This window comes from Natronorubrum halophilum (assembly GCF_003670115.1).
Lineage (GTDB): Archaea > Halobacteriota > Halobacteria > Halobacteriales > Natrialbaceae > Natronorubrum > Natronorubrum halophilum.
Genome location: NZ_QQTY01000003.1, coordinates 75,062 through 89,168 on the forward strand (window position 1 = coordinate 75,062; position 14,107 = coordinate 89,168).

The window sequence follows — 14,107 nt, forward strand, 5'->3', positions numbered from 1 at the left end:
ATATCCGGTCATGGAGCAGCGAAACCGATCAACGAATCGTCGAATCTCACGTCTGATCGCTGCGGCCGTGGGCCTGGTAATTGTTATCGTTGGTCTCGGAATAGTTCGCTCCCGTCGCGATCCATCGGCGTGTCCGTATCACTCCCGGTTCGCGCTCTCATTACCGCGTCCGTTCGTAAAGCGACGGCGACTTCGTCGAGCGCTCGAACCACAGTCCGGTGAACGGATCCTCGAGATCGGACCAGGGACCGGGTATTACACTCTTGCTGCCGCAGAATGGATCACTCCTGGTGGAACGCTCGACGTGATCGACACCCAACAGAAAATGATCGGTCGTCTCGAACAGCGAGCAACCGAACAAGAGATCACAAATATCACCTCTCAACAGGGTGACGCACAACACCTTCCATACGACGATGACGCATTCGATGCTGCGTATTTGGTGACCGTGCTCGGCGAGGTTCCAGATCAAGACGCAGCGCTGCGCGAACTCTCTCGAGTGGTGAAATCTGGTGGGCGCGTGGTTGTTGGCGAAACGCTCCCGGATCCACACATGGTGCCAGTTGACTCGCTTCGCGATCGTGCCGCAAATGCTGGGTTCGAATATGATTGCCGATTTGGCTGGACTGGTGGCTATATCGCCCGCTTTCGCGTTCCGTTCTAAAGTTCGTCGTTCCGATTCGTGCACCTCATCGTGCAACTGCTCGGCGCAGTCGCGGATGATCGGGGCGTACGCCTGGGCACCGGGTATCGGGACGATTCCCAGTCTTACGGTTTCCCTCATCTAGACAGTGCCAACAAATTCGAGATGGGGAATTTTTGACATATTCTCTCGCATCAAGGCATAGAAGTTGAGATGGCCATCTCGTTGGAGAATGCTGGTATCAGACGAGTTCCGTAATGACCTTCGTTTCGATTTTCCGTAAGTGTTCACCGATCGTTCCCGCAGAGATATTCACTTGATCCGCAAGGTCGCGGAGGGTCGCGCGCCGCGGCATCTCGTAATAGCCCTCATCGATCGCTAGCTCCAACAGTTCTTGCTGACGATCAGTCAGCAGCGACGCGAGCTGACGCATATCTGGGTGATACTCGCCGATACCCTCGAGCACAATCTGAATCCCGTCTGGAATTTCCGCGATCGCCTCTCGGATCTTCTTGTCCTCTCCGATCGTTGTTACCCGAAGCCCACCCTGATCGGTGTACTCCATCGGCCAGTCCACGACGATCTCATATCGTCGGAATATACTGAGGAGGTCGGTCATGAGGGCATTTGCTCGAAAATGGAGGTAGACAAGCCCGTCCGATGCCTCAGATCGCTCGACCGATAGCACCTCTGGATCCGCCTCTAGTACTTCCGTACTCTGTTTGAGGTCACCACGGAGTTGATACAGTGCTACGCCGGTTCCGTCATCCAAGAGATTGATGTAGTGAATCGCCTCACCGTTCACTGCTCGATCGGTAGCGGACTCACCGTTCGGACAGCGTTCATCGTCCATTTGCGAAATGACGAACGTGACATACCTCATACGTTCGATCTGCTCTTTCTGTCCATCGAGTCCGAGGACGACTGTATTCGGTCGCTCCGTTTAACTACGAGTTGCTCGGGTTGACTCTGTCGCGGACAGTGGCGCATCGATGGGAAAGTACGCAGTGTGAATATTTAAACCCGCCTCAGATGTAAGGCGCTATTCGCATGCGTAGCCGGGCCGTCCGTATCACCAATGTATGTCGAGCAGCAAAACTGAAAGCAACACCACGAAACGAACGGAGACGAAATCATCAACTCCCGGTCCGCCGATCGTCACTGCGCTCTCTAAGCGCTTCACTATCGCAGAGCACCGGCGATATCTCGCACGCGATCTCGAGGGGACGGTACTGGATCTCGGCGCGGGGAGCGGTGCAATGGTTCCGTACCTGCAAACAGCAGTCCGGCGTGAGCCAGCACTCCACCTGCATGCAATCGAACCGGATCCCGACAGGCGACGGCAGGCAAAGCGAATCGCCAGCGCACACGATCTGGACATCCACCTGCGATCGGGACGAGCCGAATCACTGCCCTATGCGGACGATACGTTCGACGTGGTCATCGCCTCCGCGGTGTTCTGTACGGTACAGGACCCGTCTCGGACCCTCGAGGAAGTCCACCGCGTCGTGAAGCCGAATGGCGAATTTCGATTTCTCGAACACGTTCGGTCGGGCGGTCTACACGGCTTCATCCAGGACGCGCTAACACCGCTCTGGAAGCGGATCGACGACGGCTGCCATCTCAACCGCCGAACGGACGACTGGATCGCAGCAGGTCGCTTCGATCTCGACGAGGTTGAAACGCTGAGTACCGGTGTTAGCCCGTCTAGACCCTTCGTGCGCGGAACTGCCACGCCAGTGAGCCCCACCGAGACAGACAGCCGAACCGAGAGGAGGGAGTGTACCCCTTCGGCTACGGTGACATCCTCGAGTGATGATGGTGTCAGGAGACGTACTGAAACATGAACACGAAAGCGACGATATTGACGATCTTCGGCGTCATCCTGGCGCTTCTCGGGACGTTATGGATGGTGCAAGGTCTCGGAATCATCCAGTTAGGTCCTATTTTGTGCGTCGCAGACTGCGAACCGATCACTGGAAGATCAGTGCAGTGGACAGTCATTGGCGTGATAGCCCTGCTTGTGGGAATCGTCATTGTCAGGACGGGACTGAGGCGCATAAATTGGTGATGGGTCCTCTTCGAGTTGTCGAGCGGTCCAATGCACCCGAGACAGTGTACAGCGAGTATATCGCGGAGACGGAGGCGTCCGCTGAGCCGGGCCAGCAGACGCTGGATACGGAGTACGCTTCTGGCAGTGATGAGAGTGCAGCCACAGATAGCCACCAGTCGACGCTCGAGAACGAAGACCTGCTCGAGCAACCGACGTCAAAACGGTCGAAGAGATCGACAAGCGAACGACGACCTATGCTCAGTACCTCTTTCTGTAGGTGAACGATATATTGAAAAAGATTAAATATATAGAGTAGTAATTTTCCAGACATATCTGTATTTACAAGAGTTGTTTAATAATAAATATAAATGGGTGTGTGGATCGCTCGTGATGGATCATGTCACGACCCGAAAGCGACTCCGAAACAGAGCGCAGCTTTATAAACAATGCTCGTCGTCGGTTTCTCAAGACGGCTGGAGTGGCGGGAGCGGCCCTTGGTGCCGGAGCAGGAACTAATACCGCCTTCGGTGATTCACACGACGGCGATGACGAGGAAGGGGTCATCAAAGACCTTGAGGGGCAGCTACCGATTGATGACCAATATCTTCGGATTGCCGTCAAAGCAGCGGGCCAGGCGGCACAACTCCACCAAAATTACTTTGGTTCCATCGAACAGTCAGAGGAGAAAGACCCACAAAATCTTCTTACAGAGGTTGATACGGAAGCGGAGACACTCCTTCGCGAGACCATTGAAGGCGAACTCGGTGATGACTTCGAAGAGGAAGGCCACGCCATATACGGCGAAGAGCAAGGCGGTGGTGAGGGAGAGTATAATTACCTCTGGATGCTCGACCCCCTCGACGGGACGACGAACTTCATTCAGGAGATTCCACATTTCGGCGTCAACATCGCTGTCATAAAAAACGATGGCGAGAAAGATGAGACCGACGCGGAGTATCCCGGAGAACTGTACGCTGGTGTAACGTACTACTCGCTTCGAGACGAGGTCTGGGTGGCTGTCAAAGACAAAGGTGCATACAAATTTGAGAGTGATGGCTTTGATCTTGTAGACGAGGATTCTGAGCCAGAAGAACTCACAGTCACTGAGACAGACACCTTCTCAGATGCGCTTCACGGGGTCGGGTTCTATAGCAAAGACACTGCCGACGATTTCGGTTATATGGGTCTCTGGAGGTACCTCTTTGCAGATTCGATAGGGACGCGACTGAGCGGAGCGGCCGCACCGGATATCGCGTTTGTTGCCGATGGCCAGTTTGACACGTGCTCCGTTGCTGATCTTAAGGAAGTAGACGTCGCACCTGGAGCACTGATCGTCAGAGAGGCGGGCGGAACAGTAACCGACTTTGAGGGTAACGATGACCTTGATTCGATCCTCTCTGGTGATCTCGTCGCTACAAACAGTGTACTCCATGAAAACTATCTGAACCTCTACGATGCAGCTGGGAAAGACTGGCTCACCACGCCCGTTGACGCATTAATCGGAGAGGTTGATGGAATCCTGAACAAATCTGAGTGTAGCTTCAAGTGTGAATGACCGATCTCCCTGTAAAGAGACTTGAGTAGTTGTCCACGCCTACAGAAGGTTACACAACGATCACAACGAGTCCGATGGTGTCGAGTGAAATTGGCGCAATTTTCCTGCAATTTAATTTGTATATCGCCGTACCTGTGCCGAGGAGGATAGCGATCATCGTTATGTACCGACACCGTGCTTCGACCGGAATCATTCCAGATTCAACTCGGACAGCGAAATAGAAATGCGCACCACCACGGACAAGCCCGTAAAACAGCAAAATCCAGCTACTGGTGTTGAGCCAGTTCTGGACCGATAGTGTAGCAATCAATCAGAAATAGGGCGACGATCCCCAGCAGTACGACGACAATATGAATGGTCGTATCACGTGAAACTATGCCATCGCTTAAGGGCTATCTCACACAGATCTTCTATTCACTTCCCAATACTGTTCGATATGTACCTGTATCGAACGCTCATTACGAAGTTAAATAGGCGTGTTACCGTTTCTATGGCACGCTCATACCACCGCACGGTCCGGGCTACTCACTGCCAGTAGTCGTTTACTGCTGGGTTTTCACCAATGACATTTTCGATCAAGACTGTCTATGTTCCATATAATTAACCCGCTGCTGCCATAGGCCAGAGTATGTATGACTTGACTGCCTTCCAACGTGACTTGCTCTATGCAATCGCCGGCCACGACGAGCCACACGGACTCGCGATCAAAGATGAACTCGAGAACTACTACGAGAAGGATATTCACGCCGGACGACTGTATCCAAACCTCGACGCACTCGTCGACAAAGGACTTGTCGAAAAAGGGACGGTCGATCGGCGAACGAACTACTACTCACTAACGCGTCGTGGTCGACGCGAGATTGAAGCACGCCGTAAATGGGAACACCAGTATGTTAGTGAGCTGCTCGCAGACTCATAGCTCGAATATCGTCAAGTAGATTCCCAAAGCGTGATCAGATGGATTTTCCAGCGTTCTCACAATCAGCACGATAGTGGGCTGACACCCTCACTGGTGGTTCTCTTTTCGCCAAAGAAACGCGATGCCAGGCGAGCCATCAATTATCCAGAGCAAGAATACCAGTAGGTACGGCACCGCGTAAATAGCGAGAAAGACGAAATGTTCGGGAGTCAGCATCTCGCTGAAGAGTGTACTGAGGATTCCCTCGACTCGCCCAAACAATGTTGGTTCGTTTCGGTACGGCGGAAGCGTAACGATTGGCCAGAGAAGTCGATCACCCGGCGAAACACCACGTTTTGGAACGGCGAGTATCGCATCACCAAGAAGGTGCGACCAGTACCCCAGAACAAATGCGATACCGATATCCCGGCTTCTGAAAGCTGTTGCACCGAGAATAAGCAGCCCAACGGGGACAGCAACGAGTATGGAGTGGGCGATCGAATAGCCCTGGGGAAAGAGATGGAGTCCCCATGAGAGCGTTTTATCGACGACATCCGGCAACTGCGTGCCGACCACTATCGCGAGAACGACTCCCAGTCCGGCTGGCGGCTTACGTGTCACAAAGCGATGGCCAAGTGAATACAGAACATAGCCGAAGGCGAGATGCCCCCATGGCATCATACTCGCATCACCAATCGAAGAGTACGGTACCGCAGAAATCGAGTAGCGGTAGAGATAGCTACAGAACCACTATCGCCCGATGGTCTCATTGTGAACGGGTAGTAACTCGAGCCTTAAAAGCACGTAATATCGAGATACACATCTACGACGGGAAGCCGTTCCGCGACGAACTCCGTGATGATGGCATCCGCCCGTTGGTACTGCCGAGAGAAGTGAAATTACGCCGTACATCGGGTGGATGTCACCTTCCTGTCCGTGTGCCGTAATGCGTATCCGAACGTGTTTCATGAGCGATGATACGTGATGTGAAAGTGAAAACCACGGAGTACACTCGGCAATAACCACTTAGACCAATAGGACAAATCATCTCCTGTGACCCGAACACTGGTAACCGGCGCAACAGGCACGCTCGGGACGGCCCTCCGGCCACGACTTATAGCGGCGGGACACACTGTCCGGGCAGCGAGCCGCTCGCCCCCCGAAGAGACCGAAGAAGATCTCGAATGGGTGGCACTCGACTTGATTGAAGGCACAGGTATCGAACCATCGCTCGAAAACATCGACGTCATTATTCACGCAGCGACGGCTCCACAGGGCGACACAGCCGCGGTTGACGTACAGGGGACAAAACGACTTCTCGAAGCGGCTGAAGCGGCTGGCGTGGAGAATTTTCTTTATCCCTCTATCGTCGGTATCGACGACATTCCCTTCTCCTACTACGAACACAAGGTTGCCGCCGAGACGTCGATCGAGGACAGCGACATCCCAGCGACTATCGTCCGTGCAACGCAGTTTCACTCGTTCGTCGCGGAAATGCTCGGCTACGTGGCGAAGCTTCCGGTGTGGCCCCTCCCGACAAAAATACAACTCCAACCCGTTGACGTCGGCGAGGTCGCAGATGGCGTCGTGGATCACGCAACACTGACGCCGAGCGGTCGGACTGACCCAGTTGGTGGTCCCAAAATTCACTCAGTAGGCGAACTCGCACAGACATACCGCGATGCGCGTGGTTCTCAACGTCCAATCATCAGGTTCCCCATCCCCGGTAAAACTGTAGCGGGATTTCGGGCCGGCCATGCAACTTGCCCCGATTATATGGTTGGAACGGTTACTTGGAAAGAGTGGCTCGCAGAGCAGTACGCAAATTGAGCGTTTCCGTTATGTGGACTATTGAACATATTAGGACATGTGTTTTCCTCAGGGTATGGATCTCGAGTAGAGACTACCTCGCCGAAGAAATGGATCTTGAGCGAAGTGAACACGTTCGAGAAGTCGGCGAATCGGTTGCAAAGCCCCGGGATTGATCGGCGTTCAGTTCTAGATCCTTATTCAACCGGAAAGAATCCGAATTAGGCAGACTCGTCCCGAAACCGTTCTACATCGTCTTCTAGTTCGTCGAAATCAGTATCTGCTCCAACAAGTAGTGTCCCATCAACCGCGTCGGCCGTCGCAAGCGCGTATGCATCTCCAAGCGCCATAGTATACGCCTCTTTGAGCGCAGCGGCAGTTTCCCAGCACTCTCGAGGGTCAAACACTGCAACGCCTAGTTCCTCAAGCCGATCAAGACTCGCCCGAACATCGTCGAGGCGGAACCCGACTCGAGAGCCAACATACAGCACCTCTGTTTTTGTGACCGGACTAATGTACCCATCAACCTCTCCAGATGCCACCCGATCGATCCACGCTTCGACGACGTCACTCCCAGGTTCGTCGTCCAGATAGGCAATGATTGGTTCTGTGTCGAAAACGATCTTGTCCGTCATTCTTCCTCAGTTTTATCGGAAAAGCGTTCGATTAGCTCATCGGCTCGTTGTTTGTCGCGCTCTCGCTCCTCACGGAGGAGGGCCGTCGCAGGACGCTCATCATCACTTTCTCGTTCGAGGCCGCGAAACTCTCGCATCGAGCCAACTGGACGGACAACGATTTCCCCATCATCGTTCTCGACGAATTTGACACGGCCTGGAGCAGGGATGCCGTGTTTTTCTCGGAGGCGCTTTGGGATCGTCGCCTGCCCTTTTTCAGTAACTGAGACGATGCGTTCCTCACCGTTCAGTTTTGTATTACTCGACATAGGTATTACTTTCTCATCGAAATACTTAGCTCTGTTCCTCGATCATAACGGTACAACGCGAAGCATCGTCGTTGCTCGAAGGGTTCGAATTTTCGATTTTCGAACCACTTGATTCACGAGTAGGCATTTCGGCCTCACACAGCCAGAAACGGGATCAACTAACAGCATGTATCGCCTCCGGATCAACGTCGAGCCAGTCACGCTGGAACTGACGAAGTCTTAATGGTTAATGGGGTTACGGAAAATCGAGGCGAAAGCCTCTCCATTCAGGACGGTAAGGATATCAACTAATCTGTATATGTTCAGTTTCCGTCGTTGAGAACGGTGCTGTTCAACGATGAACTACCGGGTTGTGCCGGCATCAACGGCGTCGAGATCGGGTTCATCAAACTCGAGTGCCTCCGCAACAGCTTCGGGAAGTTCCGGCCGCGGGGCCGATTCGTGGCGTTCGATTTTCTCGGTTTTACGTGTGTTTTCGTAGAGGGCGCGGGCGACCGGGAGCCCACGTAGATACTTGTAGTCGTGGAGGATTTTGACGCCCCGCTCCGTGAACCCGTAGAACTGCGAGGGAAGATCGCGTTTCTCCTCGCTCGGTTCGTACGTGTAGCGTGCGAGGAGTCCGGCGTCGATCAGCGTCTCCAGTTGGTCTTTGATGGCCGCTTGGCTCTTTCCAGTCATATACTCGAGTTCAGCGAGCGACATCAGGTGTGCGGGGTGGCCGAGGAGTTCCTGAATGATGAGGTGGCGCGTATCCTGAGACAGCAACTTGAATAGCCGCTGCTGTTCCGCGAACGGCCCCGAATCGGCCACGCCAGTGTGGGTTTCGCTCATATGCGATAGCACGAGGAGCAACGGTATAACAGTTAGGGCGATCCAAGTTGGTTAATCGGGAAAATACCAAAGTGGTTCAGAAGAGATATGGTGTTATGGTTTGAACGGCAGCTAATGACTGATCCTAGTCCACCGCCAGACGCTGCGGACATTATGACGGTGGTTCACAAAGCGGTCGGAGGCATCGAACTCGAACCAGCGGAGAAGCGAGAGATCTGGCGCTTCACCCGACGTGAATTGCCGTATCTCTGGAGTCAGCGGACGTCATATTTCATCCTGGGAAGCTATCGTGATCCCTACATCCGACGTCTTCGCGCCGTGCAGAACGAACTCACGAAGCAACTCGGCGCGTATCCGTTCACCATGGGAGATCTTCTCGAACTGCCAACTGAGCGGCTCAATACGTTCGATATCATGTTCTCCTTGTTAGCGACGTACAGCGACTACATCGTTGGGGTTTTCGAGAAAGAGAATGGCGGTGAAGCGCCGGAATTGGGGGAGATCGATGACTCGCCGTATTTCGACAAATCGTACGTGTTCCCACGCGACTACGCGTGGGTGACTGACGCGAATCTCGAATCGAAACACCATGTCATCCAGGCCGCCCTTGAAATTGCGTTCACGGACGATCTGACGGAAGATGAGGCCCGTTCGAAGATCGACTCGCTCGTTGACCGCGCACAAGAGTCCATCCTCGATGGGATCGACGGTGCTGAAGAAGAGGTCTGGGATGTTATCGACGACCGGACGGACGAAGGAGAGGATCCAGCGACGTACAGTTGGGTCCATCTCAACAAGTTCCGCAAATTCGAATTACACGACCAGTGCTTTCCATGGACTACGACGGAGGAACTCCGAACTGCAGTTGCCGAGCTCCCATCTCCGACAACACGCCCGGAGTGGGAAGCGCGTGATGAGCCGTGAACTACCACACCCTACCGCTCGCCTGACGGCTCGCGCTTTGCAGGAACCGAATGGGTTCCCGTAGGGAGCGCAGTCTCTACAGGCGTTCGAAAATCGCACAGCGATTTTCGCAGCCCATCAGAATCGCTCCGCGATTCTGAGGACGTTGATTCGGAGCGTCCCGCTCCTAACTGCTTGATACCGCGAGAAAGAATGTTCCAGGCCGCGTTCCAGTCCCTGTCGGCGGTGAAGCCACAAGAAGGACAGGAGTGTTTGCGAACCCATAGCGGTTTGTCGGTCGAGACACCGCACGCCGCACACTCTTTGGTCGTCCCTGCTGGATCGATGGCAACGAAGTGCGTTCCCTCACGCTCACACTTGTACTCGAGTATCTGGAGAAATGTTCCCCACGCTGCTCCGGCACGGTTCCGAGAGTTGCCGTCAAGTTCGACCAGTCCTTTCGCGTCGAGGTCTTCGACTGCGACGAGATCGTACTCTCGAGCGTAGTAGTTCGAGAGTTTGTGCAAAAAGTCTCGGCGCTTGTTCTTCAGGTCGGCGTGACACTCGGCCACTCGACAGCGTTGTTTCTCGTAGTTGTTCGACCCGTGCTCTTTGCGCGAGAGTTTTCGTTGCTCACGCTCGAGCCGGCCGCGTTCGTCCGAGAGGTCGACCGATTCGATCGCGTGTCCGTCGGTGTCGTGTGCGTATTTCAGGATGCCCACGTCGATGCCGACGACGTTCTTCGGCGGGTCGGGCTTTTGCGGTGGCTCTCGATCGACTCTCGGTGATGGCAGAACGCTTCCGGATCGAGTCCGTGTTCGAAGGCCGCCTCGATCGGAACGGTATTCCGACGACCATCCGTCGTGCGAACGAACGGTCGATCACGGCGCCGAAAGCTCGAAACGAGTCCGTGACGGTATCGACGAGTACCTCGTGCTCAGTCGGCGCGACCAGCACGCCGTCGTTGTCGAAGACGACGGCATCGTAGTCGCTCGCCAAGCCGACTAGGGACGGCATGGAAACAAGCGCCTGCACGATTGGGCGTTTGAAACGCTGTTGAGTCACTTCAAGTACAAGGCTGAGGAACGTTGGATTGAGGTTGAGCGGGTTGATGAGTACGGGTTGGCAACGTCGATAATGTGCTGTGAGTGTGGGGCGAAAGCTGAGTCGAACCGTGTTGAGCGTGGGTTGTACGTCTGTTCAGTGTGCGAACTGGTCGCCAATAGCGACCTGAATGCGGCAGAAAATATGCGTGCGACGGTAACTCCGAATCCGTCACATGATAGGAGTAGCGGCTGTTTGGCCCAGCCATCGGTACGTCTGTTCGATACATCCACGGAGCGAGTCGCCCCTCAAGAATAGGTGGTATCTTGAACCACAATACCCCAATCCAGCAGTACGTTACCGTGGAAGGAGGTCGATCTCCGACACTGCGATACAAAAAAGGAGTGCAGGAAAACGGCCCTGTCAGTTACCGACAAAGCTCCGGACCGTGGAGGTCGAAATTGAACTCGTGGGTGTGCATCGTTCCCTGCTGACCAGTTTGGCTTTCGACTTCGATCGTGTGGCTCTCAGTCGCGCCCCACGGGATGTCTTCTACTTTGAATATCATCGAGGTGAACGATGTCGAGGACGCTTCATCACCGGAGTAGAACCACGAATATTCCTGCGTACGGGTGGAACCGGTCGCGTCATTGAATTTGTCGGCGAGTTCTGCTGCCTTCTTCGTGTAGTCGTAGAGGTCGACCGTGACTTTCACAGGCGTCGCAATGGTTTCCTCGAACACGTCCATCCCGGTTTTGAACGACTCGACGGCGAAGTCCTGTGCGAAGTCCTCCAGGGAGTAACCGTCGTACGCTGCATCTGCACTTGCACGACTGATCCAAGTCGGTTCGCTGTCCGGATCCGCGAAATCCCACTCCGCCGCTGTGTTCCCTTCGTCCGGATACTCTACTTTGACACTCTGATCCATGATGTCGATCTGTGGCTCGCCGTCCGATTTCACGTACGTCTGAGACAACTGGTGGACAGCTACGTAATACTTCGCCCTGTTGTTGTTTTCGCTTTGGAGTTTCGGCCCATCGACTTCGACCCGAACTACCTCTGCGAACTCTTTTTCGACCCAATCGGTAGAGCCGTCTCTTCCGCTCCAATAGGTCTCGGTCACACTGGAGGTGTCCGAGTACGGTTCGTCACAGTAGCCTGCACTGGCCATACCGGTAGCGAAGACGCCAGCGGGGACGCCGACTGCGGCGGTTCCGACTCCTTTCAACAACGCTCGCCGTGTCTTTCGAGGGGACGTTGCGTCTTAGCAAAAAATAAAATCTGATTTATAATTTTATAATACAATACTATACAACTATATCTGTTAATAGGGGTATCGATAGATTCCAGGTGGGTCTGTTTCGCCTTGACGGTTTCTGGCACTGTCTTTCCCCGATGAGCCTCGGCCATCGCCGCTCTCGACGCCGCAGAGAACTCCCGGCCGTCGAGCGTCTCGGAGATCGCCGCCCAGACGGTCTCGAATCGCTCTTCTCCGTAGAGTGGACGGTTCTTTCCATTGATGTCCCGCGTGTCGATGTCGTGGCGGTCCACGTATCGTCTGATCGTTCGGGGAGTGACGTCCGCGAGGTGATAGAGGACACGGTCGCAAACCTCTCCGGATTCGAGTTGCTGGAGGCCGGTGACACCGAGATTCGGCTGACGAACCTTATCGACGCCGAGAACGTTGATATACGCAAATCGACGCTACGCCTTCGCCTCGTGATGCTCGGGATGCACCGTGACGCGGTGAGTGCCGTCCTGACCGACGACGAGACGCTGGCACAGCGCGTCATCGACCGCGACAACGAGGCCAACAAGTTGTTCGCGATGGTGACCCGCCACTTCCGGCGGGCGCTGACGAACCTCCACGAGGTCGAGAAACTCGAGTACACCCGGGACGAACTGTTCGAATACTACTACGTCAGCCGGCAGTTCGAGCGCATCGCCGATCACGCCGAGAAGATCGCTCGCTTCACTTTTGATCCCGAGGTCACGATACCGACGACTTTCGAGCACCGGATCGATTCGCTGGCCTCGAGTTCCAGACAGATCATCAATACCGCCGCGGACGTGATCCTCGCCGACGCCGGAGTCAAGGGAGCGCAAACGGCGCTCACCGAACGGGACGAACTGACGGCAGACCTCAAGGCGCTCGATCGAAATCTCTACGCCCACGACGATCCCGCCGAGGCCTACGTAGTCGGTCTCTTGCTCGAGAGTATCCGCCGAACCGGCGAGTACGGCGCGAATATCGCTGGCATCGCTATCCAGCAATGCGCCCGTGAGTGTGAGCGTCTCGAGTGAAAAGCCAACGTCTACGGTATACTGCTCGTCGGCATGCGCCATTTCTCACCAGGATCAGGTCCGACTCGAGATCACGGAGGCACAGTCACGATTTTCAAGATTCAGCAGACTCGAGAACACGATGTCGTACTCGGCATCGACGAAGAGTTCTGTATTAGACGAGGAGCTGAATGTCGGATTCGGCCATGTGTTGCAGGGCAGTGGCCGCGCCGACGCCGGTCGTCACGCCGTCGTAGAAGTCGTCCTCGTCGTAGTCCATCAGTTCGATCGTCATCTGACACGCCTGCAGGTCGACGCCGCTCTCGAGCGAGAGGTCGATCAACTCCTCGATGGTGGCGGTTCCGTTCTCGTCGATCTTCTTCTGCATCATCTTCGTGGCCATCGTGTCCATGCCGGGAAGTGCAGCGACGGCGTTCGGGACCGGCACGTTCGGATTACCGACGGCGCTCAGCTTGAGGTCCTTCGACTTCTCCTCGTGGAGGATATCGAGCCCCCAGAACGTGTGGAAAACGACGACCTCCCAGCCGAAGGCGGCCGCCGTGCTCGCGAGGATCAACGGCGGATACGCCATGTCGAAACTCCCCTGCGTAGCGACGATGGTCATCTTCTTCTGATCGTCGCCAGTGTCCACCGCAGCCATCGACGCTTCCAGTTCCTCGACACGCTCGCGCAACGCCTGCAGCTCGGCGGCGTCGACGTCCGGATCGGCGTCGTCAACCGACGACGTTGGGTTGTCCGTACTCATTATTCCGTTTTCTTTACGTAGTGGGTGTAGAGGTCGTCGTCCTCGACCTGCTCGAGGAGTTCGACGCCGTCGGTACCATCGGCCCACCCTCGGATGTCACTCATGCTGCCCGAGTCCGTCGCGACGACCTCGAGGACGTCGCCGGCTTCGAGATCGTCGATCGACTGCTTGGTCTTCACGATGGGCATCGGGCAGGACTGTCCTTTCACGTCTAGCGTCTCCGTGGTCTGGTATTCCGAACTCATGGTTAGTTCTGTGCCCCGTATTGGAGCCATCATACAATATTGGTCGTTTCCATAAAAGTCCTTCGGTTATTGCGCAAGACTCAAACACCTTATACTCCTTCGAGGGCGAATAACTGGGCTCAATTGCCTGTGTG

The 14,107-nt window shown here is 55.0% G+C and carries 16 protein-coding genes and 1 pseudogene; 8 read left to right on the forward strand and 9 right to left on the reverse strand.

Annotation, left to right across the window (positions count from 1 at the left end; translation table 11 throughout):
• Positions 1 to 10: 10 nt before the first annotated feature.
• Positions 11 to 664 carry a class I SAM-dependent methyltransferase gene (locus DWB23_RS12360; protein WP_121743161.1) on the forward strand — a complete coding sequence of 218 codons (654 nt, stop codon included), beginning with the start codon at positions 11 to 13 and terminating at the stop codon, positions 662 to 664.
• 220 nt (positions 665 to 884) lie between these two features.
• Here DWB23_RS12360 and DWB23_RS12365 read toward each other — a convergent pair whose 3' ends face one another.
• Positions 885 to 1,526: a helix-turn-helix domain-containing protein gene (locus DWB23_RS12365; protein WP_121743162.1), complete on the reverse strand. Its 642-nt coding sequence runs from the start codon at positions 1,524 to 1,526 to the stop codon at positions 885 to 887.
• A gap of 199 nt (positions 1,527 to 1,725) precedes the next feature.
• Here DWB23_RS12365 and DWB23_RS12370 point away from each other — a divergent pair, with 199 nt between their 5' ends.
• The 3 genes from DWB23_RS12370 to DWB23_RS12390 all read left to right on the forward strand — a co-directional run bounded on the left by DWB23_RS12370 (position 1,726) and on the right by DWB23_RS12390 (position 5,170).
• Positions 1,726 to 2,490 (forward strand): class I SAM-dependent methyltransferase, encoded by a 765-nt coding sequence (locus DWB23_RS12370; protein WP_121743163.1) that lies wholly within the window; start codon positions 1,726 to 1,728, stop codon positions 2,488 to 2,490.
• Positions 2,491 to 3,093: 603 nt separating this feature from the next.
• Complete coding sequence (locus tag DWB23_RS12385; RefSeq protein ID WP_121743166.1) at positions 3,094 to 4,251, forward strand: inositol monophosphatase family protein; 1,158 nt, start codon at positions 3,094 to 3,096, stop codon at positions 4,249 to 4,251.
• A gap of 628 nt (positions 4,252 to 4,879) precedes the next feature.
• The gene (locus tag DWB23_RS12390) at positions 4,880 to 5,170 is read left to right on the forward strand and encodes a PadR family transcriptional regulator (RefSeq protein ID WP_121743167.1); all 291 of its coding nucleotides are present in this window, start codon (positions 4,880 to 4,882) and stop codon (positions 5,168 to 5,170) included.
• An 87-nt stretch (positions 5,171 to 5,257) separates the two neighbouring features.
• On the opposite strand, the gene DWB23_RS12395 is transcribed toward DWB23_RS12390, so the two are convergent.
• Positions 5,258 to 5,830: a metal-dependent hydrolase gene (locus DWB23_RS12395; RefSeq protein ID WP_121743168.1), complete on the reverse strand. Its 573-nt coding sequence runs from the start codon at positions 5,828 to 5,830 to the stop codon at positions 5,258 to 5,260.
• Positions 5,831 to 6,202: 372 nt separating this feature from the next.
• Here DWB23_RS12395 and DWB23_RS12400 point away from each other — a divergent pair, with 372 nt between their 5' ends.
• A complete protein-coding gene (locus tag DWB23_RS12400; protein WP_121743169.1) occupies positions 6,203 to 6,979 on the forward strand; it encodes an SDR family oxidoreductase in 777 nt (258 codons plus the stop codon).
• 200 nt (positions 6,980 to 7,179) lie between these two features.
• Here the strand turns inward: DWB23_RS12400 and DWB23_RS12405 are convergent, their stop codons facing one another.
• From DWB23_RS12405 to DWB23_RS12415, 3 genes are all read right to left on the reverse strand, one after another.
• Entirely contained in the window at positions 7,180 to 7,593 is a 414-nt protein-coding gene (locus DWB23_RS12405; RefSeq protein WP_121743170.1) for a type II toxin-antitoxin system VapC family toxin, read from the reverse strand.
• Positions 7,590 to 7,901, reverse strand: coding sequence for an AbrB/MazE/SpoVT family DNA-binding domain-containing protein (locus tag DWB23_RS12410; RefSeq protein ID WP_121743171.1), 312 nt, complete (start codon positions 7,899 to 7,901; stop codon positions 7,590 to 7,592). Before DWB23_RS12410 ends, DWB23_RS12405 begins: the two co-directional genes overlap by 4 nt.
• A 342-nt stretch (positions 7,902 to 8,243) precedes the next feature.
• A complete protein-coding gene (locus DWB23_RS12415) occupies positions 8,244 to 8,732 on the reverse strand; it encodes an ArsR family transcriptional regulator (RefSeq protein WP_121743172.1) in 489 nt (162 codons plus the stop codon).
• Between the two features lie 114 nt (positions 8,733 to 8,846).
• Here DWB23_RS12415 and DWB23_RS12420 point away from each other — a divergent pair, with 114 nt between their 5' ends.
• A complete protein-coding gene (locus DWB23_RS12420) occupies positions 8,847 to 9,656 on the forward strand; it encodes a hypothetical protein (protein ID WP_121743663.1) in 810 nt (269 codons plus the stop codon).
• An 11-nt stretch (positions 9,657 to 9,667) separates the two neighbouring features.
• Here DWB23_RS12420 and DWB23_RS12425 read toward each other — a convergent pair.
• Positions 9,668 to 10,438, reverse strand: a pseudogene (locus DWB23_RS12425) (RNA-guided endonuclease InsQ/TnpB family protein); the annotation flags it as partial.
• Positions 10,439 to 10,691: 253 nt separating this feature from the next.
• On the opposite strand from DWB23_RS12425, the gene DWB23_RS23980 reads away from it, so the two are divergent.
• Complete coding sequence (locus DWB23_RS23980; RefSeq protein WP_394341749.1) at positions 10,692 to 10,997, forward strand: zinc ribbon domain-containing protein; 306 nt, start codon at positions 10,692 to 10,694, stop codon at positions 10,995 to 10,997.
• 109 nt (positions 10,998 to 11,106) lie between these two features.
• Here DWB23_RS23980 and DWB23_RS12440 read toward each other — a convergent pair whose 3' ends face one another.
• Positions 11,107 to 11,907: a hypothetical protein gene (locus DWB23_RS12440; RefSeq protein ID WP_121743174.1), complete on the reverse strand. Its 801-nt coding sequence runs from the start codon at positions 11,905 to 11,907 to the stop codon at positions 11,107 to 11,109.
• A gap of 359 nt (positions 11,908 to 12,266) precedes the next feature.
• Between DWB23_RS12440 and DWB23_RS12450 the strand changes: the two genes are divergently transcribed.
• Positions 12,267 to 12,983: a PhoU domain-containing protein gene (locus tag DWB23_RS12450; protein ID WP_238717413.1), complete on the forward strand. Its 717-nt coding sequence runs from the start codon at positions 12,267 to 12,269 to the stop codon at positions 12,981 to 12,983.
• 154 nt (positions 12,984 to 13,137) lie between these two features.
• Here the strand turns inward: DWB23_RS12450 and DWB23_RS12455 are convergent, their stop codons facing one another.
• Positions 13,138 to 13,728, reverse strand: a complete 591-nt coding sequence (locus DWB23_RS12455; protein ID WP_121743176.1) for a DsrE/DsrF/DrsH-like family protein — start codon at positions 13,726 to 13,728, stop codon at positions 13,138 to 13,140.
• Entirely contained in the window at positions 13,728 to 13,973 is a 246-nt protein-coding gene (locus DWB23_RS12460; RefSeq protein WP_121743177.1) for a sulfurtransferase TusA family protein, read from the reverse strand. The genes DWB23_RS12455 and DWB23_RS12460 overlap by 1 nt, the downstream gene beginning before the upstream one ends.
• Between the last annotated feature and the right edge of the window lie 134 nt (positions 13,974 to 14,107).

What these genes read in the sequence shown, in the direction of transcription:
- DWB23_RS12360 (WP_121743161.1), top strand. Translation starts at nt 11, where the DNA reads ATGGAGCAGCGAAACCGATCAACGAATCGTCGAATCTCACGTCTGATC.
- DWB23_RS12365 (WP_121743162.1), bottom strand. Translation starts at nt 1,526, where the DNA reads ATGAGGTATGTCACGTTCGTCATTTCGCAAATGGACGATGAACGCTGT.
- DWB23_RS12370 (WP_121743163.1), top strand. Translation starts at nt 1,726, where the DNA reads ATGTCGAGCAGCAAAACTGAAAGCAACACCACGAAACGAACGGAGACG.
- DWB23_RS12385 (WP_121743166.1), top strand. Translation starts at nt 3,094, where the DNA reads ATGTCACGACCCGAAAGCGACTCCGAAACAGAGCGCAGCTTTATAAAC.
- DWB23_RS12390 (WP_121743167.1), top strand. Translation starts at nt 4,880, where the DNA reads ATGTATGACTTGACTGCCTTCCAACGTGACTTGCTCTATGCAATCGCC.
- DWB23_RS12395 (WP_121743168.1), bottom strand. Translation starts at nt 5,830, where the DNA reads ATGATGCCATGGGGGCATCTCGCCTTCGGCTATGTTCTGTATTCACTT.
- DWB23_RS12405 (WP_121743170.1), bottom strand. Translation starts at nt 7,593, where the DNA reads ATGACGGACAAGATCGTTTTCGACACAGAACCAATCATTGCCTATCTG.
- DWB23_RS12410 (WP_121743171.1), bottom strand. Translation starts at nt 7,901, where the DNA reads ATGTCGAGTAATACAAAACTGAACGGTGAGGAACGCATCGTCTCAGTT.
- DWB23_RS12415 (WP_121743172.1), bottom strand. Translation starts at nt 8,732, where the DNA reads ATGAGCGAAACCCACACTGGCGTGGCCGATTCGGGGCCGTTCGCGGAA.
- DWB23_RS12420 (WP_121743663.1), top strand. Translation starts at nt 8,847, where the DNA reads ATGACTGATCCTAGTCCACCGCCAGACGCTGCGGACATTATGACGGTG.
- DWB23_RS12455 (WP_121743176.1), bottom strand. Translation starts at nt 13,728, where the DNA reads ATGAGTACGGACAACCCAACGTCGTCGGTTGACGACGCCGATCCGGAC.
- DWB23_RS12460 (WP_121743177.1), bottom strand. Translation starts at nt 13,973, where the DNA reads ATGAGTTCGGAATACCAGACCACGGAGACGCTAGACGTGAAAGGACAG.